The sequence below is a fragment of the Massilia atriviolacea genome, from assembly GCF_003953935.1.
GTDB lineage: Bacteria > Pseudomonadota > Gammaproteobacteria > Burkholderiales > Burkholderiaceae_D > Telluria_A > Telluria_A atriviolacea.
This window is the reverse complement of sequence record NZ_RXLQ01000009.1, coordinates 1-21,113: the sequence shown is the minus strand read 5'-3', so window position 1 is coordinate 21,113 and position 21,113 is coordinate 1. Positions and strand designations below refer to the sequence as shown.

Genomic DNA, 21,113 nt, shown 5'->3' with positions numbered 1-21,113 from the left:
TTCATTTTAGCGAGTTGCCGATGTCGATTTCCCATGCCACTTTCAACCACGCGCTGCGAATACCGCTGGCGGCCGAAGTCCATTCGCGCCCCTCGCTGCGCCTGAACGGCCCCGAAACGCTGACCCACCTGGCGGTCTACGCGCGCGCGGAGGGCGATGCCGATGCGCACCAGCTGGCGTCGCAAAACCAGTTGCTGGCCGCCCTGTGCCGCCATTTCGGGGTGGCGCCGCCGCATCCGGAAGCGCGCTATTTCTTCCACGACTTCGGCAATGTTCGCCTGCAGTGGGAGTCGCACACCGAGTTTTCGACCTACACCTTCGCCGAGCAGCGTGCCCATCCGGTTGCGGCCGAACACGCGTTCGAACAGGTGCCGCTGCGCCATGTTCCCGAGGAATGGCTGCTGGGGCTGGAAGGCAAGGTGATGGCGGCCACCCACGTCACCCTGCAGCAGGTGAGCGCCTCGCTGACCGAGATGCGCCATGTCTTCGCCGGTAACCTGCTGGTCGGCTGCGACAGCCAGAATTTCGCCAAGGTGTGGACCGATTTCGCGATCGCGCCCGACGGTTTCGGACGGGTGGTGATCCAGGACCTGGGCATGCAGTACCAGCAGGCCGGACGGCTGGTGCAGCGCGTGCTGGAAATCGAAACCTACCGCATGATGGCGCTGCTCGGCCTGCCGCAGGCGCAGCAGGCCGCGCCTGTGCTCAACAACATCGAAGCGGAACTGGCGCGTTTGTCGGCAGGCATGAGCGATGCCGGCGATGGCGCGGCCGATGGCCCCGACGACGAGCGCGAGCTGCTGCACAAGATCACGGTGCTGGCGGCGCGCATGGAAAAGCTGGCGCTGGAAAACAGTTACCGCTTCGCCGCGTCGAAAGCCTACTACCGGCTGGTGCAGGCGCGCATCGAGGAGTTGCGCGAAACGCGCATTCCGGGCGTGCCGACCATCCGCGAATTCATGGACCGGCGCCTGGCCCCGGCCATGAACACCTGCGAGTCGACCGAGCGGCGCCAGCAGGCGCTGGCCGAACGCATCGGCCGCAGCAACGACCTGCTGCGCACGCGCGTGGGCATCGTGCAGGAGCGGCAGAACCGGCGCATCCTGGAGTCGCTCAACGCCCGCGCGGCCCAGCAATTGCGGCTGCAGCAGGCGGTCGAGGGCTTGTCGGTGGTGGCCATTTCCTACTATTCGATCGGCCTGATCGCTTACGCGGGCAAGGCCATGAAGGCGGCCGGCGTGCCGCTCAATCCCGACATGGTGACCGGCGCCGCGATGCCGGTGATGCTCGCCGTCGTCTGGCTGGGACTGCGGCGCATGCATCACCACGTGAGCCGCTAGCGTAGCCTGGCGCGCCCCGGCTGCTGGTCGGTGGACTGGCCGGGCGCGAAAATCCATGAGCTGCCGGAAAAAACGAGGTCCGACCACGTCCTGCCGTTATCGTGCGATTCGCTGCGCAGTACGGCGCCGACCGGGCACACGGGCAATTGGTCGCGCCTGGCGGCGCGGGTGCAGGCCTGCGACACGAGCGGATATTCCAGGGCGATCACCCTGGCGCGGCGGGTGAGCGCGACGTTCATGCCGTAGCTCAGTTCCCGGCGCATCAGCAGCTCGCTCGCCTGGCGCGGCGGCGCGCTCGGGTACCAGATCTTGTCCGGAAACGAAAAATCGGTGAAGCGCTTGCCGCCCTGGTCGAGCATGCTGATGCCGATGTACGGAACGCCATTGGCCAGGCCGGCCTTGTTGCAGACCTGCTCCTGCTGCGCACCGGCGGCGGTCGGCAAACCCATGACCAGGGCCAGTTCGGGCTCCACCTCGATGGCGGCGCGGCCCGGGGCGGCCACGTACCCGACCGAGACCAGCGGCACGAAGGGCGGCAGCTCGCCGTCAGTCGCGTCCGGCAGCCTGCCGGACAGCACGAATTCGGCGCGGTCGGGCAGGCGGCAGCGCAGCACCAGCTGCTTGCCCTGCGCCAGCAGCGCGCGCCGTTCCCGGCGTTTGTCGGCGATGAGCGCCGCGCCGGGTCTGGCGGCATCGGCCTGGTCCAGCGCCGAGGCGCCGATGGCGAACAGGCGCGGCGCGCTGGTGATGAGCGGTGCGCTCCAGCTTTTTCCCTCGTCGGTGGAGCTCGTCTGCGACACCTGCGACAGCGGCGCGCGGTAAACATCGGCGCCGGCGTAGTGGCCCCAGTGCCAGCGCGTCAGCGCTTCCTCGACCACCCAGGTCCCGCCCAGCACGGCCATGCGCGTATAGCCGGGACGGCTCAGCGCCTGGCGCGCCGATTCGCGGTTGGCCTGCTGGTCCACGGCGTCGTCGTGATGCGGTGTTGCCACCAGCGCGGCAAGCTGGCCCCGGGCGACGGTGCGGTATTCGCCATAACCGGCCCCGGGCGCATGCAACGTGCCGTCCCTGACGTAAAAATGGGCGCACATTTCCGCCGGCGTGCCCGAATCGGCCGTGCGGCGCATCGACGTGACGCCCAGCTCGACCGGCGCGGCCCCGTCCGGCCCGAGATAGCGCGTGCTGTACTGCGTGTCGCAGGTGTCCGGACGATCGTCGTTCGGTGCTTCGCAAGGGCCTTCCATCAGGATGCGGCCGCCCTGCGGCAGCAGGCATTCCAGGCGGTCCTGGGCGACGCCGGGCTGGAGCTGCAGGCCGAGCACCAGCGCGGTGATGAGGGACGTTTTCATTCGGTGCATTTTTTCTGGCATGGCTGCTCAAGCGGCCTGGCGTCGTTGGCGTCGCCGTTACGATAATTGCGCAGGCTGCGCGCGGAAGGGCGGGCCACGCCGGCTTGCTCTGCGAGGGCTGCGCCGGTCTTGAAGAAATAGGGCGCGCTCTCGATGCCGGCCGCCTGCCAGGTTTGCCCACGGTCGCTCGATGCCATGCGCAGCACGGCGCTCACCGGGCATGCCTGGCTGGCGGCTTCGGCGCAGGCGGGGGCGTCTTTTGCGAACAGCGGCGCCTCGCGCACCAGCGTGCCCTGGCGGAGCGCCATGGCACTGGTCTGGCCCAGCCTGCGCAAGCCGCGCTGCTTCAAGGCGGCATCGACGCGCCCCTGTTCGATCTTGCCAAAGTCTCCCAGCGAGGGCGGCGCCGGTACCCAGAAACGCTGTTCGCCGGGCAGGCGCAGGGACGATCCGGTGCCGGGCTGTCCTTCGTGCAGTCCGAGGCCGGCGCACAGCACTTCCAGCTCGCGGCCTTGATCGAGGCGCTGGTAGTCCAGCGTCGCGCCGGCGTCGACCAGGGCCTGTGCGCCGCGCGCGCGGTAGGAGACCTTGAAGCCGCCCTGGCCGCTGCGGCTGCTGCCATGGCGCGTGAACACCGCCAGCGGCGCCCAGTCGTGGCGCGCTTGCAAGACGAAGGCGCTGCCGTCCGGCAAGTCGCATTCGACGGTTTCCGTGCGCTCGACGGCACCGGCGCGGCCGCAGACCGCGAGGGCCAGGCACAAGGGAAGCGTGTGAAGAAAATGGCGGTAGCCCATGACATGGCATGAAAGGTTGGCAAGGATGTCGATGCTAACACACGATTGCCGCAAGGAAGCTGTCTTTTTGATAATGCATCAATCGCTTGAATCCGAAACCGCATGGCAAGCGAATAAGAGATGCGTCCGCTGTTGTATAGCGCCCCTTCCGACCACAGGCCCACCCATGCACAATGACCGACTTGTCCGCCGCCCGTTCACCGCCTTGCTGCTGGGCGCTTCGGCCCTGGTTCACGCCGGGGAGGCCGCCGAGCCCTTGCCCCAGGTAGTGGTGGCCGCCTCGCGCGTGAGCCAGCTGGGCGTGGCCGATTCGGCCAATGCCGGCCTGGTCACCCAGCAGCAGCTGGCGGCGCGCTCGGTGTACCGTCCCGGCGAACTGCTGGAAGCGACGCCCGGCCTGATCGTCAGCCAGCACAGCGGCGAAGGCAAGGCCAACCAGTTTTACCTGCGCGGCTTTAACCTCGACCATGGCACCGACCTGCGCACGACGGTCGACGGCATGCTGGTCAACCAGCGCAGCCACGCCCACGGGCAGGGCTGGACCGACCTCAACTTCCTGATTCCCGAACTGGCCAACCGGCTCGAATACCGCAAGGGACCGTACTACGCCGACGAGGGCGACTTCGCCGCCGCCGGCGCGCTGGCCGTGCGCTACGCCGATACGCTGGCGGAAGGCATCGCCAGCCTGGGCCTGGGGCAGAACGGCTACCGGCGCGCGCTGCTGGCGGCGTCGCCCGAGGCCGGCAAAGGCCATCTGCTGTATGCGCTCGAATCGTTCCATAACGACGGACCATTTACGCGCGAGGACGATTACAACAAGCTCAACGGCGTGCTGCGGTACAGCCAGGGCGATGCCGCCAAGGGCTTCAACCTGACCGCCATGGCCTACCGCGCGCGCTGGAACGCGAGCGACCAGATCCCGCGCCGCGCGCTGGAGGACGGCCGCCTGGGCCGCTTCGACACGGTCGACGCCAGCGACGGCGGCAGCGCGCGCCGCTACAGCCTGTCCGGCGGCTGGCACGCGGCCTCCAGCGCGGGTGCGACCAAGGTCAATGCCTCCGTGGTCGCCAACCGCCTGGAACTGTATTCGAACTTCACCTATTTCCTGGACGACCCCGTCAACGGCGACCAGTTCAGCCAGCCGGACCGGCGCGTCACCAGCGCCGTCCATGCCGAGCACCGCTGGGGCAGCCACCGGGTCGGCTTCCAATTCCAGAACGACAATATCCACAACGGCCTGTACGACACCGTCGCGCGCCAGCGCCGCGCCACCACGCGCGAGGACCATATCGTCGAGACCAGCGCCGCCGTGTTCTACGACAACAGCACGCGCTGGACGCCGATGTTGCGCTCGGTGGCCGGGGTGCGCGTCGACCGCTACCGCTTCGATGTCGACAGCGTCCTGCCCGACAACAGCGGCCGCGCCAGCGCCCGGCGCGCCAGTCCCACGCTGAGCCTGATTTTCGGGCCGTGGCGCCGGACCGAGCTGTATCTGAACGCCGGCACCGGTTTCCACAGCAACGATGCGCGCGGCGCCACCATCCGCACCGACCCGAAAAGCGGCGCGCCGACCGAGCGCGTGACCCCGCTGGTCAAGGCCAGGGGCTATGAAGTGGGCTTGCGCAGCGAAGCGCTGCCTGGATTGCAGAGTTCGCTGTCGGTGTACCGGCTCGATGTCGATTCGGAACTCGTGTTCGTGGGCGACGCCGGCACCACCGAGGCGGGCCGGCCGAGCCGCCGCAGCGGTGTCGAGTTTTCCAACTACTACAAGCCGAACGAGCTCATGACCCTGGACGCCGACCTGGCCTTTGCGCGCGCGCGTTTCAGCAATGCCGACGCGGCCGGACGGCGCATTCCCGGCGCGGTCGAGCGCGTGGCCTCGCTGGCGCTGGCGCTCGATCGCATCGGACCGTGGTTCGGCGCGCTGCAACTGCGCTACTTCGGCCCGCGGCCGCTGATCGAAGACAATCGCGTGCGTTCGCGCCCGAGCGCCACCGTGAATGGCCGCATCGGCTACAAGCTGGGCCCGCGCCTCAAGCTCGAACTGGAAGGTTTCAACCTGGCCAGGCGGCGCAGTTCGGCGATCGATTACTTTTACGAATCGCGCCTGCAAGGCGAGCCCGAGGCGGTCGAGGACATCCATTTCCACCCGACCGAATCGCGCTCGTTCCGGCTGACCCTGCGTTCGGCGTTTTGAGGCGTGCGCGGGGCCGGGCTGATAAACTGTGGCAAAAATGCCTTGCAGAATAGGAACAGTCTATTAACCAACATCCCAACCCCACCCAAAGCGACGCGCTGAGCGCGCTGCGCATCGCCACCGCCGGCCGTCACGCCGAGCTCGATTCCGGCATGCCGCTGGCGCGGCCGGACGCCGGCCTGCAGCAGTACAGCGACCATTTGCGCATGCTGCGGCGCTGGCTGTCGCCATTGGAAAGCTGGCTGGGCCAATACGGCGACGGACCGCAGGGCGAGGCAAGCCTGCCGGCGCTGGCGCGGGTGGCCCTGATCGACGCCGACCTGGCCGATCCGGCGCTGGCCGGCGTGCTTGCGGATACCCGTCCCGACGACACGACCGTGTGGCCGGACGGCGCCAGTGCGGCCTACCGCTGGGGCGTGACGTATGTGATCGAGGGGTCGCAACTGGGCGGGGCGGTGCTGTACCAGCGCCTGGCCGGGCCGCTGGCGCCGCATCCGCTGCGTTACCTGCGCAGCGGGGCCGAGGGGCCGGGACCGCGCTGGCGCAGCTTCATGCTGGCGCTGAGGGAGAGCGTGAAAAGCCAAGGCGAGATTGACTATGCCTGCCGGGGAGCGTGCGACGCCTTCGACCGGATCCTGGCGATGCGCTAGCGCCCGCACAGAGAACGCCGTCATTTCCGCCTGCGCGGGAATGACGGCGTTCAGTGTATCGGCATGGCTTTACGCCAAGGGCTTAATTGCGCTCGCGTTCCACCCTGGTTACGCCCACCACGCGGCGCAGGTTGCGGATCAGATGCGCCAGGTGCACGCGGTCCTTGATCTGGATCGTGAAGCGCAGCTGGGTCATGACGTGTTCTTCGTCCTCGTCCATGCCCACGTACGAAATGTTGGCGTCGGACTCGCCGATCTCGGCCGCCACGCGCGCCAGGATGCCTTTTTCATTATTGATCAGCAGCCTGATGCGGCAATCGAAGCGGCGGTTCAATTCGCCGCCCCACTGCACGGCGATCCAGCGGTCCGGTTCCTTGCCGCGCAGGCGCTTGGCGCTGGCGCAATCGCTGGTGTGCACGATCAAGCCCTGGTCGCGCCGCAGCTGGCCGATGATCTGGTCGCCCGGAATCGGCAGGCAGCACGGCGCCAGCTGCACCGACACGCCTTCGCTGCCGTAGATGGTGACCGGATCGAGTTCGCCCGGCGTGGCGTTGGGATTGGCCGGCAAGCTCACCAGATCGTCGTCGATCAGCCCGAAAATATGGCGCGCCACCAGGGCCGCCATGCGCTTGCCGATGCCGATGTCGGCGTACAGCTCGTCCATCGACTTGGCCGACGATTCGTTGAGCAGCTTCTCGACGGTCGGTTCCGGCAAGTCCGGCTGGATATTCAGGGCGGTCAGGGCCTGCGCCAGCAACTCGCGCCCCAGCTCGACCGACTCGTTGAGGTTGATCGTGCGCAGGTGATGGCGGATGGCCGAACGCGCCTTGCCGGTGCGCACGAACGCCAGCCACGTCGGGCTCGGCTTCGAATCGGGATTGGTCACGATCTCGACAATGTCGCCATTGCGCAACTCGGTGCGCAGCGAGGCCGGCTCGTTGTTGATCTTGACCGACACCGTATGGTCGCCGATGCCGGTGTGGATGGTGTAGGCGAAGTCGAGCGCCGTGGCGCCGCGCGGCAGGGCGATGATCTTCGACTTCGGCGTGAACACGTACACCGAATCGGGGAACAGGTCGACCTTGACGTGTTCCAGGAACTCGGCCGAGTCGCCGGTCTGCTGCTGGATGTCGAGCAGGGATTGCAGCCACGCATGGGTCTTTTGCTGCAGGTCCGACAGGTTCGCTTCGCCATTCTTGTACAGCCAGTGCGCCGCCACGCCGGATTCGGCGGTGCGATGCATTTCCTGGGTGCGGATCTGGAATTCGACCGGCGTGCCGTAGGGGCCGATCAGGGTCGTGTGCAGCGACTGGTAGCCGTTGAGCTTGCGGATCGCGATGTAATCCTTGAACTTGCCCGGCATCGGCTTGTACAGGCCGTGCAGGGTGCCCAGCGCCACGTAGCAATTGGCGAAGCTGTCGACCACCACCCGGAAGCCGTACACATCGAGCACCTGCGAGAACGACAGATGCTTGTTGCGCATCTTTTTATAGATGCCGTACAGGGTCTTTTCGCGCCCGTAGACTTCGGCCGGCAGATCGGCCATGGCGAGCGTGTTCTTGACCGATTCGAGGATCTTCTTGACCACTTCGCGGCGGTTGCCGCGCGCCGCCTTGACCGCCTTGGACAGGGTGCGGTAACGCACCGGATACAGGTGCGAAAACGCCAGGTCCTGCAGTTCGCGGTAAATATTGTTCAGGCCCAGCCGGTGCGCGATCGGCACGTACACTTCCATCGTCTCGGACGCGATGCGGCGCTTCTTGGCGGCAGTCATGTGCTCGAGCGTGCGCATATTGTGCAGGCGGTCGGCCAGCTTGATCAGGATGACGCGCACGTCCGAGGCCATGGCCAGCAGCATCTTGCGGAAGTTTTCCGCCTGCGCTTCGATCAGGGTCTGGAATTCGATTTTTTCGAGCTTGGACAGGCCGTCGACGAGGCTGGCGACGGGGGCGCCGAAGCGCTCGATCAGCTCATCCTTCTTGACGTCCTGGTCTTCCATCACATCGTGCAGCAGCGCGGCCATGATGGCCTGGGCGTCGAGCTTCCAGTCGGCGCAGATTTCGGCCACGGCGATGGGATGGGAAATATACGGTTCGCCCGACTTGCGGACTTGTCCAAGGTGCATCTCGTCGGAAAAACGATACGCTTCCTTGACCTTTTTGAGTTCGGAGGGAGTGAGGTACTCGGACAGCTTGGCCGACAGCTGCGAGACCGAGGCCACGCCCGGGGCGGGAGCGGCAGGGACCACGGCCTCTTGCGCCTTGGTGGCGGCGCGCGCAGACCGGGTCTTGGGAGTGCCTGAGAGTGTCGTATCCGGAGGAGTCAGATTCATACGCAAAGTCAATCAGCCGAAATGTGAAAAAAGTAAATCAGGATGGCTTGTTGACACCGTTCGGGCACGACACAACTTACATCGGAACCTTTTTCAGCATCTCGATACCGACCTTGCCGGCGGCGATTTCACGCAGGGCGACAACGGTAGGCTTGTCCTTGGCTTCGACCTTGGGAGTGTGGCCTTGCAACAACTGACGGGCGCGGTAGGTCGCGGCCAGGGTCAGCTGAAAGCGGTTAGGGATATTTTTCAAGCAATCTTCAATGGTAATGCGGGCCATGGTTTTTCCTCAATATGACGGTGTGTGCCGTGTCACGATTGTTGCGCATGGATACCCAGTTGGGCAAATAGCGAGGCGTTACGCGCAGCTTGTTGTGCAAAACGGCTGCGTGTCGCTCTGACAATCGCGCTCATCTCTGACAAGGCGACGTTGAACTCTTCATTGATAATAACATACTCGAACTCGGGAGCGTGAGCGATCTCGCCGCCGGCGGCCAGCAGGCGCCGCGTGATGACGTGCGGTTCGTCCTGGCCGCGCTTGTAGAGGCGCTCTTCCAGGGCGGCGATCGAGGGCGGCAAAATGAAGATGCCGGCCGCGTCCGGGAACTGCTTGCGCACCTGGCGCGCGCCCTGCCAGTCGATTTCGAGCAGGATGTCGGTGCCGGTTTTCATTTCCTTCTCGACCATCAAGCGCGAGGTGCCGTAGTAATTGCCGTGCACTTCGGCCCATTCGAGGAATTCCTCGCGGCCGGCGCGCTCGACGAAGTCCTCGGCGGTGGTGAAGTGGTATTCGCGCCCGTCCTGCTCGCCCGGGCGGGGAGGGCGCGTGGTGGTCGAGATCGACAGCTTAATGCCGGGTTCCTGCGCGAGCAGGGCGTTGACCAGGGTCGATTTACCGGCGCCGGAAGGCGCGGCGACGACGAACAGGCTGCCTGAAAAACCGGGGATAGGAGATGGCATAAGTGTCTTTCTTGAGTACGTTGGTGCGTTATTGCGTTAATACGGCCACTTGCTTATTTGCTGGCTTACTGCGTCAGCTCAAAAACGTCGTTCCCGCGAAGGCGGGAACCCAGGTCGATTGCGCAGCCGACGGGGCTGGCGCGAACTTGGGTTCCCGCCTGCGCGGGAACGACGAGATAACGGGCGCAATGAAGGAAAGGTTACTCCAGATTCTGCACCTGCTCGCGCATCTGTTCGATCAACAGCTTCAATTCCATCGACGCGTCGGCCAGTTCCTTCACCGACGCCTTGGCGCCCAGCGTATTGGCTTCGCGGTTCAGCTCCTGCATCATGAAGTCCAGGCGCTTGCCGACCTGGCCGCCTTTTTTGAGGATATGGCGCGTCTCGGTCAGGTGCGCGGACAGGCGCGACAACTCTTCCGACACATCGATCCGGATCCCGTACAGGGTCACTTCCTGGCGAATCCGTTCGAACGCTTCCTGGCGCGTCAGGGTTGACGGGGTGCCGTGTCCGGCCAGTCCCAATGCATCCTGCATGCGCTCGACCGCCTTTTGCTGGAACTGCGAAATCACCTGCGGAATCAGCGGCGTGATGCGCTTGACGATGACATCCATCGCATCGATGCGCGAAATGAGCATCGCTTCGAGCGCCGCGCCTTCGCGCCGGCGGCTTTCCACAAACGCCGCCACGGTGGTCGCGGTGAGGGCGGCCACGTCGGCCTGGAGCGACTCCTGGCCGACTTGCGCCTCTTCGATCACGCCGGGCCAGCGCAGCAGTTCGGCTACCGTCATCACCGGGGCCGAGACGAAATGCTTGGTCACTTCGGTCTGCAAACGCGCCAGATCGGCCAGCAAGGCGCTATTCAAGGCTTGCGAACCGCCGGCGACCTTGCGCCCGAAAGAGAGGCGTGCCTCGACCTTGCCGCGCGTGATGGCGGCCATGATCGCGGCGCGCAGGTCCGGTTCGAGTGCGCGCAACTCGTCGTTGATGCGGAACTGCAGGTCCAGAAAGCGCGAATTAACGCTCTTGATTTCAATTGTAAGGGTGCCCGCCGCGCCTTCGCTGGTAGCCACCGCGTAACCTGTCATGCTAGAAATGCTCAATGGAGTCCCCGGTATTTTTATCTTTTCTTTACAAAGCCGTGATTTATCCACACAATCGCCGTGTTAAGCAAGGAACACACACTGATGGCTGCACAAAATAACGCCCCCCTGCCCGATGGACTTGAAATTGCCGGATATCGCATTGTAAAGAAAATTGCGTCCGGTGGGTTCAGTATTGTATATCTCGCTTACGACGCCGAGGGGAACGCGGTCGCCATCAAGGAGTACCTGCCGAGCTCCCTCGCGCTGCGCCAGCCGGGCGAGCTGGTACCGGTGATTTCGCCGCCCAACCTGCCGGTGTTCCGCATCGGCCTGAAGTGCTTTTTCGAGGAGGGCAGGGCGCTCGCGCTGATCTCCCACCCGAACGTGGTGCGCGTGCTGAACTTTTTCCGCGCCAACGACACCGTCTATATGGTGATGGGCTACGAATCGGGACACTCGCTGCAGGAACATATCGCCCGCCTCGGCAGCAAGGGCAGCCGCCTGTCGGAAGCCTTCATCCGCCAGATTTTCCTGGGCGTGTGCGGCGGCCTGCGCGAAGTGCATGCCAACAAGCTGCTGCACCTGGACCTGAAACCGGCCAATATCTACCTGCGCACCGACGGTTCGCCCATCCTGCTCGACTTCGGCGCCGCGCGCCAGACCATCAACGCCGACATTCCCAAGCTTACGCCGATGTACACCCCGGGCTTCGCCCCGCCGGACCTGTACTCGAAGACGGCGGCGCTGGGGCCGTGGTCGGATATTTACAGCATCGGCGCCACCATGTTCGCCTGCATGGCCGGCGCGCCGCCGCAGCCGGCCGACCAGCGCAAGACCGAAGACAAGATGCCGGGCTACTACGCGCGCCTGGAAGGCAGCTTCTCGCCGGCGCTGATCAATATGGTCAAGAACTGCCTCGACATGGACCCGCTGGCGCGGCCGCAAAGCCTGTTCGCGCTGCAAAAGGAACTGGCCCTGCCGCCGCCCAAGAAGCCCGAAGCCCCGCGCGGGCTGGAAAAGATCGGCGGCCAGGTGCGCGGCCTGGTCGACCGCCTGGGTAGCTTCGGCCGCAAAAAAGTCAACGATAAAAACACCTGATCCAGAAAGATTACTATGCAATTTTCCGTTTACCAGGAAAGCCAGCTCGGCGGCCGCAAGGTCAACCAGGACCGGATGGGATACAGCTTCACGCGCGACGCGCTGCTGCTGGTCCTGGCGGACGGCATGGGCGGCCACCTGCGCGGCGAAATGGCCGCCGCCATCACCTTGCAAACCATGTCGAGCATGTTCCAGCAGCACGCCACGCCGTATGTGCGCAAGCCCGAACGCTTCCTGGAAGAGGCTTTTCTGGAAGCGCACGATGAAATCCACCGCTACCGCATCGCCAACAACATGCCCGACACGCCGCGCACCACGGTGGTGGCCTGCCTGATCCAGCACAACACCGCGATCTGGGCCCACTGCGGCGATTCGCGCCTGTACTGGCTGCGCCGCGGGCAGATCCTGGGCCGCACGCGCGACCACTCGCACATCGAGCACCTGATCGCCCAGGGCCTGGCCGATCCGGCCGAACGCGCGACCCACCCGGACCGCAACAAGCTGTATAACTGCATCGGCGCCAGCTCGCTGCCGAAGATCGAAGTATCGCGCCAGGTCAGCCTGCTGACGGGCGACGTGGTCATGCTGTGCTCCGACGGCCTGTGGTCGATGCTGCCGGACGAAGAAATCGTCCATCGCCTCTCGACCCAGACCATCGTGCGCGCCATTCCGGACATGATCAGCACGGCGATCACCATCGGCGGCGAGACCTGCGACAACACGACCGCGCTGGCGATCATGTGGCAAGGTTCGCCGGAAGTGGAAACGCCGGCGGTGAACACGGACGGCAGCGGCACGGTGATTTCGACCATGATGCTGCCCGAGAACCTGGTCAGCACCACGATCCTGAGCGCCCCGGAGCCGGAACAGCCGCTCGAAATCGACGCCTTCAACGACGACGAAATCGAAAAGGCGATTGCCGAGATCCGCGACGCCATCGAAAAATCATCCCAGGTACTGAAGTAAGGCCTGTTTTAAACAAGGAAATCAATGACATTTGAATCACGTCCGAGCGGCCGCGCCGTCGACCAGTTGCGCGACCTCGTCCTGACGCGCCAGTACACCAAGCATGCCGAGGGTTCGGTCTTGATCGAGTGCGGCGACACCAAGGTCATCTGCACGGCCAGCATCGAGGAAAAGGTGCCGGGCTTTTTGAAGGGCAAGGGGCAGGGCTGGCTGACGGCCGAGTACGGCATGCTGCCGCGCTCGACGCATACGCGCATGGACCGGGAAGCGGCGCGCGGCAAGCAAAGCGGGCGCACGCAGGAGATCCAGCGTTTGATCGGGCGCTCGCTGCGCGCGGCGTTCGACCTGGAAGCGTTCGGCGAGCGCACCCTGAACCTCGATTGCGATGTGATCCAGGCTGACGGCGGCACGCGCACGGCGTCGATCACCGGCGCGATGGTGGCGGCGTATGACGCGTTCGGTAAACTCGTGGCCAGCGGCGCGATCGCGGCGGTGCCGGTGAAGAGTTTTGTGGCGGCGATCTCGGTCGGCGTGTACCAGGGCATGCCGGTGCTGGACCTCGATTATGTCGAGGATTCGGGCTGCGACACGGACATGAATGTGGTGATGACCGAAGCCGGGCACTTTATTGAAGTGCAGGGCACGGCCGAAGGCGCCGCCTTCGACCGGGCCGGGATGAACCGTTTGCTGGATCTGGCGCAGGCGGGGATTGCGGACATTATCGCGTTGCAGAAGAAAAGCCTCGGGTTGTAAGCGAGAGCCTCCTGCGCCATCTCCTGCCGGAACCGCCCTTCAGCGGTAGACACTCTTGATCAACGCCCGGTCAAGTGGAACCGGAAGATCGCCATGGTCCACGCGGTTGCGCGCCAGGCGCTCGGCCAGCGCGTCGGGCAGGCTGCCATCGACCAGCAGGCGGCCGAGATGCCGATTGCCGGACAGGGCCCTGTCCAGCGCTCCCAGCCCTCGGGCCGTCACGCCATTGCGCGTCAAATCCAGGCTGCGCAAGGTGCGCGATTCCGACAGCATTCCCATCGCGTGCTCGACACCTTGATCGCCGATGCGATTTGCCGACGCGCCCAGCACTCTGGTAGAAGGAGCATAGCCCAGGTTAAGGCATTCGATGGCGGGATGTCGCTGCAGCGCCGCGAACAAGGCCCTGGCCCCCTCCGGGCCGATGCCATTGCTGGCCAGGTCCAGTGTCCGCAAGCTGCGGTTCACATGGAGCGCTTCGGCCAGCATGGCCGTGCCTTCGTCCCCCAGGCGATTCACGCTAAGGTAGAGCGCCGTGACGTGCGGCGCTTCGCGCAGCAGCCGGGACAAGGCTGCAGCGGCGGGCGGCCCCAGGCCGTTGCCGCTCAGGTACAGGGTGTGCATGGTGCGGTTATCGGTGCACAAGGCATCGACGATGGCGTCCAGGCCCGCAGCGCGCAGATCGGTATTGACGAGGTCGAGAACGCCCAAGTGCCGATTGCTACGCAGCATCTGCGCGATGCTGGCAGCGCCCTCCGGTCCCAGGGGGTTGCGCTTCAACCAGAGGCCGGTGAGCTGCGCGTTCTGCGCCAGCGCGGCGCCAAGCCAGCGCGCTCCCTGGGGGCCAATGTTGTTGCAGCCCAGGTAGAGCACCTGCAGATGGGCGTTTTTGTCCAGCAGCTCGGCTACCGCATGCGCACCGGTATCGCCAATCGCGTCGGTGCCCAGCATGAGGCTGCGCACCTGGGTGTTGCCCTGCAGCGCCTGCGCGATCCGCAGGCAGTTGTCGGTGCCCAGGCTTTGCTTGCAGAGGTCCAGCCTGCCATCTTCCAGCACGGCGCCACGGGGAAAGTACTGACTGCCTTGCAGCGCTTGATTGGCGCCCAGGTAGGCCAGCAAGGGCGCCAGCTCGGCTGCGTCGCACGGCGTGATCTCGACACGATGGACCGGGCATTGCACGGCACTGCCGTCCTGCGCAGCCGGAGCGGCGATGGGCTGGCGCAGCGGCAGCGAAGGTTCACCAGGCATAGGGCTCGTAATCCTTGAGAAAATGGCCGAACAGGGGCGTGTCGGGCTCGTTGATGCCGCGGGCGACCGGATCGATCAGGCGCGCCATGCCGTCGATGACATCGAGCGGCGGGTAGAAGTGCTGTTCCTGCCGCATCCGCTCGGCATTGGGGTAGGGCTTTTCGTCGGTAATCCAGCCCGTGTCCACGGCGTTCATGTAGATGCCGTCGCGCGCCCAGTCCTGGGCGCTGGTGCGCACCAGCATGTTCAATGCGGCCTTGGCCATGTTCGTATGCGGATGGAACGCGGTCTTGTCCTGCCGGTTGAACTGCCCTTCCATGGCCGACGCCTGGATCACGAAGCGCCTCTGGTTAGGCGAGCGCAGCATCGCGGGGCGAAGGCGCGAGGTCAGCAGAAAGGGCGCGATCGCGTTGACCACTTGCACTTCCACCAGTTCCAGCGTGGACACCTCGTGCAGCCGCTGGGACCACGAATTGCTGGGACGCTTGTCGAGCGCCTGCCCGTAGCTGTCCAGCTCATTGCGCAAGAAGTAGTTTTCGTAGCCCGGCAGCTGTCCGAGGTATTGGCTGCTTGCCTCCAGCAGCCACGGCGTGGGCTCGGCGGCCATCAGGGCGGCATAGAATTCGCGCGGGCGCTTGATGGTCTGCGCCGCGTTATTGATGACGATGTCGAGGTGGGGCAGGTCGCGGCAAAGGGTGTCGGCCAAAGCCTCGACCGACGCAATATTGCGCAGGTCCAGTGCTTCCAGCGTCAGCCGGTCGCGCCATGCGCCGGCATCCGGCTCGCACAGGAAGCGCCGCTCGGCGTCGCGCGGGAAACGCGTGGTGACTATCACGCGGGCGCCGTCGCGCAGCAAGCGCAATGCCGTTTCGAAGCCGATTTTGATGCGCCCGCCTGTCACCAGCGCCACGTAGCCGCCCAGGTCGGCGCGTTGCTGGCGCTTTGCCCAGTTCTTCGCTGCGCATACGGGGCACAGCAGGTGATAGAAGTGGTGCAGTTCGTGATAGGTCTTCTTGCAGATATAGCAGCGCTGGGAACGCAAGGTGCTGCCGCCGTGCTGCTGCGGTGGCAACAGCGCTGGTGTTGCTTGCTGTGCCTGCACGATGCCGGTTTGCAGGCGGGCCTGGTGAAACTGCTCGGTGGACAATTCTGTGCGCGCCCGGCGCTGCTCGCGCTTGGCCGTTTTTTGAATTTTGGCAATCAGCGCCTTGAAACGCGGATGCGCGTTCATCTGGGACGGCTGGTCCGCAATGGTTTGCAGCACACGCAGCGTGGTGGCCAGGTCCTCGTTCGTGAAAGTCATCGCAAGGTCTGTAGAAAAATCGATCCTTTGGAGCAGGCCGGGTTCGCGCCATGCCTCAAACAGGAAGAGAACGGGATGGATTTGCATCGGCGCCGGCCACCTTGCAAGGGGAGCTGCTGCGCGACAGAACCGCTCCGGCGCCGATGAAACCGGCCATCGAACCATCGCGTGGAAAGCCGGCCGGGGTCGAACCGGCTCCTTTTGCATGCAATGCAAACGCGCTTCCATTACGCCACGGCTTTCCGCTTGCATTGTAGCATTTTCGGTAAGCCTGGAAGCGCGCTAAAGAACGACCGTAATGCTCCGGAAGGTCTGCTCCTCCTGCGCCATCGCCTTCACATGCGGCCCGCCGTCGTCGCTCAGGATCTGCACCTTGCGCGTGCCGGGAATGGCAAACAGCGCCTCCGGCCGCACATCGTCAAAATCCTCATGCACCAGCTGTTCCGGTGCATCCTCCCGTTTTCCTGACCAGCGATACAGGGCAAACTCGCCGTGATCGGCCGGCGGCCCCGCCACGATCATGTATGCCAGCCCCACCAGCTCCATGCTGCGGATCGCCAGACCGCCCAGATCGAGCTCGAACGCCTCGCCGAATTCGGCACGCTCGCCCTCGACCACTTTTTCCGGGTTCAGCAAATGCACCACCAGCGCCTTGCCCTCGGGCGCCGGATTGCGCAAGCCGATCAGCAAGGTCCCTTCGGGCGTGGCGGCCAGCCCCTCGATGTTGAAAGCGCCATCGGCTTCCGGCGTCATCCCGGATGCCTGCGCGATCGGATATTTTTTCAGTGCTTGGGACGCGATCATGTCGTCCAGCAGGCCGCTGTAGGCCTTGCCGACCGGTTGCAGGCGCGCTTTTCCTTTGCCATTCGCCTTGCCCGCCTCGGTGGCGAAGAAGCGGAAGCGGCGCTCCTGCACCTCGCCCTTCTTGTTGCGGCCGTGCGAGGTAATCCAGTAAATCCGCTCGCCGATGGTGGCTGCGCCTTCCAGGTCCGATTCCTTGTTCTTCTTGGTGCCCAAAAACGCCGACAGGTCGACCACCTCCACCGCGTCGGCCACGCCGCGCTGGTAGATCTTGAGCTGGTTGCGTTCGTCGTTGGCGACCACGAACAGGTCTTCCCCGAGCGCGGCGGCGGCCGAGGCGTCGCACATGCCGCGATAGGTGAAATGGTCTTCCAGCTTCGCGTGCAGCGCGTCCGCAATCAGGGTGGCGCTGGCCGCTTCGTGTCTGCTCATGGCGTCCTCCGTTAATTAACTAAAACACCATCATAGTGGCTAACGCAGGCGCCGCGCCGCACGCGTGACCAGCCAGCCCGCCACCACCGTGAACGTGGCGATGATCCCGGCGATGATCCAGAAGCCGGCCGGGTGGTGCGACAGCGGAATGCCGCCCACGTTCATGCCCAGCATGCCGGCGATGATATTGATCGGCAGCGCCAGCACCGTCACGATCGTCAGAATGAACAGGCTGCGGCCCGTTTCTTCGCTGACGCGCGCGGCGATTTCTTCCTGCAGCAGCTTGATGCGTTCCTGCAGCGACGACATATCGCTCAGCACCACCGAGAATTCCTCGGTCGCTTCGCGCAGCTCCTGGGTATCGAGGTCGGCCATCCACGAGGGCGGGCGTTGCAGGAGGCGGAACAGGGCCGCCGGCTCCGGCGCCAGCAGGCGTTGCAGGCGCACCAGCACGCGCCGCATGGCGCCCAGGTCTTCGCGCTTGGCGGTGGGGCGGTCGGCCAGCAGCTTGTCTTCGATGTCGTCCACCCGTTCGACCGCGTCGCGCACGATTTTCACCAGCACGTCGGCCTGGTCGCGCAGCAGGTGGATCAGCAGTTCGACCGAGGAGCGCACCGGTTCGCCGTGGCGCACCGCCTGGCGCACGCGCTCGATCGACTGCAGGGGCTTCCTGCGCGCGCTGACGACCACATTGCGCGCCACGCTGACCCACAGGGTCGAAATGTCGGATTCTTCGAACGAAAAATTGTGCAGCACATCGTTGACCACCGCGATCAGGGTGTCTTCGGCCAGTTCGATGCGGGTCGAGCGCGAGCCGGTGTGCAGCGTTTCGTAGAATTCGTCGGCCAGGTTGGCGTGCGTGGTCAGCCACTTTTCGCTGGCCGCGTTGGACAGGTTGAAGTGCAGCCAGATGAACTGCGAGGGGTTGTTGGCGGCGTGGTCGCGCATCCAGGCCAGGGCGGCGGCCGAATCGACCGGCAGCGCTTCCGGCGTGACGCCGAACAGATAGCCCCACACCAGTCCCGATGGATCGGAACCGTAGCTCATTTCGGGCTTGTCGACGTCAAGCAAGGCAGCTCCCGGTGCGCATGCCTGCGTCTTGGTCAGTGTGCGCTGCTGTCGCCATCGGATTTCCACCGTCAATTTGAGATGCCGATATAGTACAGTGTTTGCCCCGCAAAATCCTGCGAAAGCCGCGCGCCGGCCAGGCGGCCGGCCATTGGCGCTAAAATACGCACTTGCGGATGCCGCTGGCATCCATCACCCGCCAGACCAGACTCTTATGACCCAACGCCTCATCCTCGCTTCCAACAACGCCGGCAAACTCAAGGAGTTTGGCGAAATCCTCGGCCCCATCGGCTTTACCCTGCACGCGCAGGGTGAGTTCGACGTCCCCGAAGCCGAGGAGCCGTTCGCCACCTTCGTCGAAAACGCGCTCGAAAAAGCCCGCCACGCGTCGCGCATGACCGGTTTGCCGGCGCTGGCCGACGATTCCGGCGTGTGCGTCAATGCCCTGGGCGGCGCGCCCGGCGTGTGGTCGGCGCGCTTTGCCGGCGAGCCCAAATCGGACGCCCGCAATAACGAGAAACTCATCGCCGACCTGGCCCCCCATGCCGACAAATCGGCGTATTACTACTGCGTGCTGGTGTTCGTGCGCCACGCCGACGACCCGCAGCCGGTCATCGCCGACGGCCGCTGGAATGGCGACATCGTCGCCGAAGCGCGCGGCACGGGCGGCTTCGGCTACGATCCGCACTTCTTCATTCCTTCGCTCGGCAAGTGCACCGCCGAACTGACGCCGGCCGAGAAGAACGCGCTGTCGCACCGAGGCCAGGCCCTGCGCGCGCTGGTAGAGAAGCTGAAATGATTCCGATCAAAGTCGCCGGCAGCGCCGTTAGTCCTGAACCGCGCTCGCCGGCCGCCAGCGCCCTGCAATACCTGCAACCGGGCGCCTTGAACCTGAGCGCGCTGCCGCCGCTGTCGCTGTACATCCACTATCCGTGGTGCGTGAAGAAGTGCCCTTATTGCGACTTCAATTCGCACGAGGCGCGCGGCGAACTGCCGGAAGAAGCGTATCTGGACGCGCTGCGGCTCGACCTGGAGCAGTCGCTGCCCCTGATCTGGGGCCGCAAGATCTACACCATCTTCATCGGCGGCGGCACGCCGAGCCTGATGTCGGCCAGGGGCCTGGACCGGCTGATGTCGGACGTGCGCACCCTGCTGCCGCTGGACGTGGACGCCGAAGTGACGATGGAAGCCAATCCGGGCACCTTCGAAGCGGAGAAGTTCAAGTCGTTCCGGGCCAGCGGCATCAACCGCCTGTCGATCGGCATCCAGAGCTTCAGCGGCAAGCACCTCAAGGCGCTGGGGCGCATCCATGACGACAACGAGGCCAGGCGGGCGGTCGAGATCGCGCATGCGAACTTCGACAACTTCAACCTGGACCTGATGTACGCCCTGCCGACCCAGACGCTGGAAGAAGCGCGGCTCGACCTGGAGACGGCGCTGTCGTTCGCGCCGCCGCATTTGTCGCTGTACCACCTGACGATGGAGCCGAACACCCTGTTCGCCAAGTATCCGCCGGCGCTGCCGGACGATGACGCCAGCGCCGACATGCAGGACATGATCGCGGCCGAGACGGCGGCGGCGGGGTACGGGCATTACGAAGTGTCGGCGTATGCGCAGCCGGGGCGGCGCGCGAAGCACAATGTGAATTACTGGGAGTTCGGCGATTACCTGGGGATCGGGGCGGGTGCGCATTCGAAGATATCGTTCCCGCACCGGGTGCTGCGCCAGGCGCGCTACAAGCAGCCGAAGGCGTTTATCGAGGCGGCGCGGGCCGGCAATCCGGTGCAGGAGGAACGCGAGATCGGCCGGGCCGACATGGGGTTCGAGTTCATGCTCAATACCTTGCGGTTGACCGAGGGGTTTTCGCCGAACCTGTTCGGGGAACGCACCGGGATGGGGATCAATGCGATCGAGCAGACGCTCAATGCGGCGGAGGCGAAGGGCTTGATTTACCGCGATCACAAGATCATCCGGCCGACCGAGCTGGGACAGCGTTTCTTGAATGATCTGCAGGAGATGTTTTTGGGGACGTGAGCCCCGCTCCTGTTCTCTACCCTCGCGGTGCTTCAGCCACCGTCGTCCCCGCGCAGACGGGGAACCCAGTTCGCAGTTTTAGCCGGTGCCTTCAGCGCGAACTTGGGTTCCCGCCTGCGCGGGAACGACGAGATGATCGCGTTTTCGTCCCGGTTCGCGATGATCGCGTTTTCCTCCCGGTTCTCGACGCTGATGCTGCTTTAACCACCGTCGTCCCCGCGCAGGCGGGGACCCCAGTTCGCAGTTTTAGCCGGTGCCTTCAGCGCGAACTTGGGTTCCCGCCTGCGCGGGAACGACGAGATCATCGCGTTTTCCTCCCGGTTCTCGACGCTGGTGTTGCTTCAGCCACCGTCGTCCCCGCCTGCGCGGGAACGACGAGGTGATCGCGTTTTCCTCCAGGTTCTCGACGCTGGAATTGCTTTAACCACCGTCGTCCCCGCGCAGGCGGGGACCCAAGTTCGCAGTTTTAGCCGGTGCTTTCAGCACGAACCTGGGTTCCCGCCTGCGCCGGAACGACGAGATTTCGAAGTTTTCCTCTTTTATCACTCGGACGCATCCTGAAGCCGTTGCGTGGAGGTTTGCCTCAAGCCGCCAGTTTCAACGGCGCCTTGCCCGCCACCCGCTGCAACGGCCGTCCTGCCGCCACCGCCAGCTTGAACCCTCCCGCCACATCGGCCAGGCGCGCCGCCTGTTCTTCCAGGCTGCC

General features: G+C 64.9%; 18 protein-coding genes and 1 tRNA gene. 8 read left to right on the top strand and 11 right to left on the bottom strand.

The features are described 5' to 3' along the window. The first annotated feature begins 20 nt into the window (after positions 1 to 20). Positions 21 to 1,340, top strand: a complete 1,320-nt coding sequence (locus tag EJB06_RS17520; protein ID WP_126075319.1) for a DUF3422 family protein — start codon at positions 21 to 23, stop codon at positions 1,338 to 1,340. On the opposite strand, the gene EJB06_RS17515 is transcribed toward EJB06_RS17520, so the two are convergent. Both EJB06_RS17515 and EJB06_RS17510 read right to left on the bottom strand, forming a co-directional pair. Continuing rightward, complete coding sequence (locus EJB06_RS17515; RefSeq protein ID WP_126075318.1) at positions 1,337 to 2,689, bottom strand: hypothetical protein; 1,353 nt, start codon at positions 2,687 to 2,689, stop codon at positions 1,337 to 1,339. The genes EJB06_RS17520 and EJB06_RS17515 overlap by 4 nt on opposite strands. After that, positions 2,686 to 3,483 carry a hypothetical protein gene (locus tag EJB06_RS17510; protein WP_126075317.1) on the bottom strand — a complete coding sequence of 266 codons (798 nt, stop codon included), beginning with the start codon at positions 3,481 to 3,483 and terminating at the stop codon, positions 2,686 to 2,688. The genes EJB06_RS17515 and EJB06_RS17510 overlap by 4 nt, the downstream gene beginning before the upstream one ends. A gap of 166 nt (positions 3,484 to 3,649) precedes the next feature. Between EJB06_RS17510 and EJB06_RS17505 the strand changes: the two genes are divergently transcribed. Together EJB06_RS17505 and EJB06_RS17500 are read left to right on the top strand one after the other, a co-directional pair. Then, complete coding sequence (locus tag EJB06_RS17505) at positions 3,650 to 5,680, top strand: TonB-dependent receptor (RefSeq protein ID WP_126075316.1); 2,031 nt, start codon at positions 3,650 to 3,652, stop codon at positions 5,678 to 5,680. A gap of 152 nt (positions 5,681 to 5,832) precedes the next feature. Beyond that, positions 5,833 to 6,330, top strand: coding sequence for a biliverdin-producing heme oxygenase (locus EJB06_RS17500; protein WP_229427137.1), 498 nt, complete (start codon positions 5,833 to 5,835; stop codon positions 6,328 to 6,330). A gap of 82 nt (positions 6,331 to 6,412) precedes the next feature. On the opposite strand, the gene EJB06_RS17495 is transcribed toward EJB06_RS17500, so the two are convergent. From EJB06_RS17495 to EJB06_RS17480, 4 genes are all read right to left on the bottom strand, one after another. Further along, positions 6,413 to 8,662 (bottom strand): RelA/SpoT family protein, encoded by a 2,250-nt coding sequence (locus EJB06_RS17495; RefSeq protein ID WP_126075314.1) that lies wholly within the window; start codon positions 8,660 to 8,662, stop codon positions 6,413 to 6,415. Between the two features lie 76 nt (positions 8,663 to 8,738). Next, positions 8,739 to 8,942 (bottom strand): DNA-directed RNA polymerase subunit omega, encoded by a 204-nt coding sequence (gene rpoZ, locus EJB06_RS17490; protein ID WP_019922806.1) that lies wholly within the window; start codon positions 8,940 to 8,942, stop codon positions 8,739 to 8,741. 32 nt (positions 8,943 to 8,974) lie between these two features. Then, the gene (gene gmk, locus EJB06_RS17485; RefSeq protein ID WP_126075313.1) at positions 8,975 to 9,622 is read right to left on the bottom strand and encodes a guanylate kinase; all 648 of its coding nucleotides are present in this window, start codon (positions 9,620 to 9,622) and stop codon (positions 8,975 to 8,977) included. Between the two features lie 200 nt (positions 9,623 to 9,822). Then, positions 9,823 to 10,710, bottom strand: a complete 888-nt coding sequence (locus EJB06_RS17480; protein WP_126075312.1) for a YicC/YloC family endoribonuclease — start codon at positions 10,708 to 10,710, stop codon at positions 9,823 to 9,825. Between the two features lie 99 nt (positions 10,711 to 10,809). Here EJB06_RS17480 and EJB06_RS17475 point away from each other — a divergent pair, with 99 nt between their 5' ends. Genes EJB06_RS17475 through rph form a run of 3 tightly spaced genes read left to right on the top strand, consistent with a single transcriptional unit; the run spans position 10,810 to position 13,524 of the window. Next, positions 10,810 to 11,805, top strand: a complete 996-nt coding sequence (locus EJB06_RS17475) for a serine/threonine protein kinase (protein ID WP_126075311.1) — start codon at positions 10,810 to 10,812, stop codon at positions 11,803 to 11,805. Positions 11,806 to 11,820: 15 nt separating this feature from the next. Further along, entirely contained in the window at positions 11,821 to 12,771 is a 951-nt protein-coding gene (locus tag EJB06_RS17470; RefSeq protein ID WP_126075310.1) for a PP2C family protein-serine/threonine phosphatase, read from the top strand. A gap of 24 nt (positions 12,772 to 12,795) precedes the next feature. Next, positions 12,796 to 13,524, top strand: coding sequence for a ribonuclease PH (gene rph, locus EJB06_RS17465; protein WP_126075309.1), 729 nt, complete (start codon positions 12,796 to 12,798; stop codon positions 13,522 to 13,524). A 39-nt stretch (positions 13,525 to 13,563) separates the two neighbouring features. On the opposite strand, the gene EJB06_RS17460 is transcribed toward rph, so the two are convergent. The 5 genes from EJB06_RS17460 to EJB06_RS17440 form a co-directional block, all read right to left on the bottom strand. Continuing rightward, complete coding sequence (locus tag EJB06_RS17460; RefSeq protein WP_370660137.1) at positions 13,564 to 14,418, bottom strand: leucine-rich repeat domain-containing protein; 855 nt, start codon at positions 14,416 to 14,418, stop codon at positions 13,564 to 13,566. A 340-nt stretch (positions 14,419 to 14,758) separates the two neighbouring features. Then, entirely contained in the window at positions 14,759 to 16,159 is a 1,401-nt protein-coding gene (locus EJB06_RS17455; protein WP_198420853.1) for an SDR family NAD(P)-dependent oxidoreductase, read from the bottom strand. 86 nt (positions 16,160 to 16,245) lie between these two features. Continuing rightward, positions 16,246 to 16,314: transfer RNA gene (locus EJB06_RS17450), tRNA-Ala, on the bottom strand. Between the two features lie 40 nt (positions 16,315 to 16,354). Beyond that, positions 16,355 to 17,305, bottom strand: a complete 951-nt coding sequence (locus tag EJB06_RS17445; protein ID WP_126075307.1) for a DUF3616 domain-containing protein — start codon at positions 17,303 to 17,305, stop codon at positions 16,355 to 16,357. Positions 17,306 to 17,344: 39 nt separating this feature from the next. Then, on the bottom strand, positions 17,345 to 18,352 hold the full coding sequence (locus tag EJB06_RS17440) for a transporter (RefSeq protein WP_126075567.1): 1,008 nt from the start codon (positions 18,350 to 18,352) through the stop codon (positions 17,345 to 17,347). Between the two features lie 235 nt (positions 18,353 to 18,587). Here EJB06_RS17440 and rdgB point away from each other — a divergent pair, with 235 nt between their 5' ends. Both rdgB and hemW read left to right on the top strand, forming a co-directional pair. Beyond that, positions 18,588 to 19,172, top strand: coding sequence for an RdgB/HAM1 family non-canonical purine NTP pyrophosphatase (gene rdgB / locus EJB06_RS17435; RefSeq protein ID WP_126075306.1), 585 nt, complete (start codon positions 18,588 to 18,590; stop codon positions 19,170 to 19,172). Next, positions 19,169 to 20,407: a radical SAM family heme chaperone HemW gene (gene hemW / locus EJB06_RS17430; RefSeq protein ID WP_126075305.1), complete on the top strand. Its 1,239-nt coding sequence runs from the start codon at positions 19,169 to 19,171 to the stop codon at positions 20,405 to 20,407. Before rdgB ends, hemW begins: the two co-directional genes overlap by 4 nt. The last annotated feature ends 706 nt before the right edge of the window (positions 20,408 to 21,113 follow it).

Excerpts from the sequence above, each read along its gene's own strand:
- EJB06_RS17445 (WP_126075307.1), bottom strand. The coding sequence starts at position 17,305 with ATGAGCAGACACGAAGCGGCCAGCGCCACCCTGATTGCGGACGCGCTG.
- rph (WP_126075309.1), top strand. The coding sequence starts at position 12,796 with ATGACATTTGAATCACGTCCGAGCGGCCGCGCCGTCGACCAGTTGCGC.
- EJB06_RS17515 (WP_126075318.1), bottom strand. The coding sequence starts at position 2,689 with ATGAAAACGTCCCTCATCACCGCGCTGGTGCTCGGCCTGCAGCTCCAG.
- EJB06_RS17520 (WP_126075319.1), top strand. The coding sequence starts at position 21 with ATGTCGATTTCCCATGCCACTTTCAACCACGCGCTGCGAATACCGCTG.
- EJB06_RS17505 (WP_126075316.1), top strand. The coding sequence starts at position 3,650 with ATGCACAATGACCGACTTGTCCGCCGCCCGTTCACCGCCTTGCTGCTG.
- EJB06_RS17440 (WP_126075567.1), bottom strand. The coding sequence starts at position 18,352 with ATGAGCTACGGTTCCGATCCATCGGGACTGGTGTGGGGCTATCTGTTC.
- hemW (WP_126075305.1), top strand. The coding sequence starts at position 19,169 with ATGATTCCGATCAAAGTCGCCGGCAGCGCCGTTAGTCCTGAACCGCGC.
- gmk (WP_126075313.1), bottom strand. The coding sequence starts at position 9,622 with ATGCCATCTCCTATCCCCGGTTTTTCAGGCAGCCTGTTCGTCGTCGCC.
- EJB06_RS17495 (WP_126075314.1), bottom strand. The coding sequence starts at position 8,662 with ATGAATCTGACTCCTCCGGATACGACACTCTCAGGCACTCCCAAGACC.
- EJB06_RS17475 (WP_126075311.1), top strand. The coding sequence starts at position 10,810 with ATGGCTGCACAAAATAACGCCCCCCTGCCCGATGGACTTGAAATTGCC.
- EJB06_RS17470 (WP_126075310.1), top strand. The coding sequence starts at position 11,821 with ATGCAATTTTCCGTTTACCAGGAAAGCCAGCTCGGCGGCCGCAAGGTC.
- rpoZ (WP_019922806.1), bottom strand. The coding sequence starts at position 8,942 with ATGGCCCGCATTACCATTGAAGATTGCTTGAAAAATATCCCTAACCGC.
- EJB06_RS17455 (WP_198420853.1), bottom strand. The coding sequence starts at position 16,159 with ATGCAAATCCATCCCGTTCTCTTCCTGTTTGAGGCATGGCGCGAACCC.
- EJB06_RS17510 (WP_126075317.1), bottom strand. The coding sequence starts at position 3,483 with ATGGGCTACCGCCATTTTCTTCACACGCTTCCCTTGTGCCTGGCCCTC.
- EJB06_RS17480 (WP_126075312.1), bottom strand. The coding sequence starts at position 10,710 with ATGACAGGTTACGCGGTGGCTACCAGCGAAGGCGCGGCGGGCACCCTT.
- rdgB (WP_126075306.1), top strand. The coding sequence starts at position 18,588 with ATGACCCAACGCCTCATCCTCGCTTCCAACAACGCCGGCAAACTCAAG.
- EJB06_RS17500 (WP_229427137.1), top strand. The coding sequence starts at position 5,833 with ATGCCGCTGGCGCGGCCGGACGCCGGCCTGCAGCAGTACAGCGACCAT.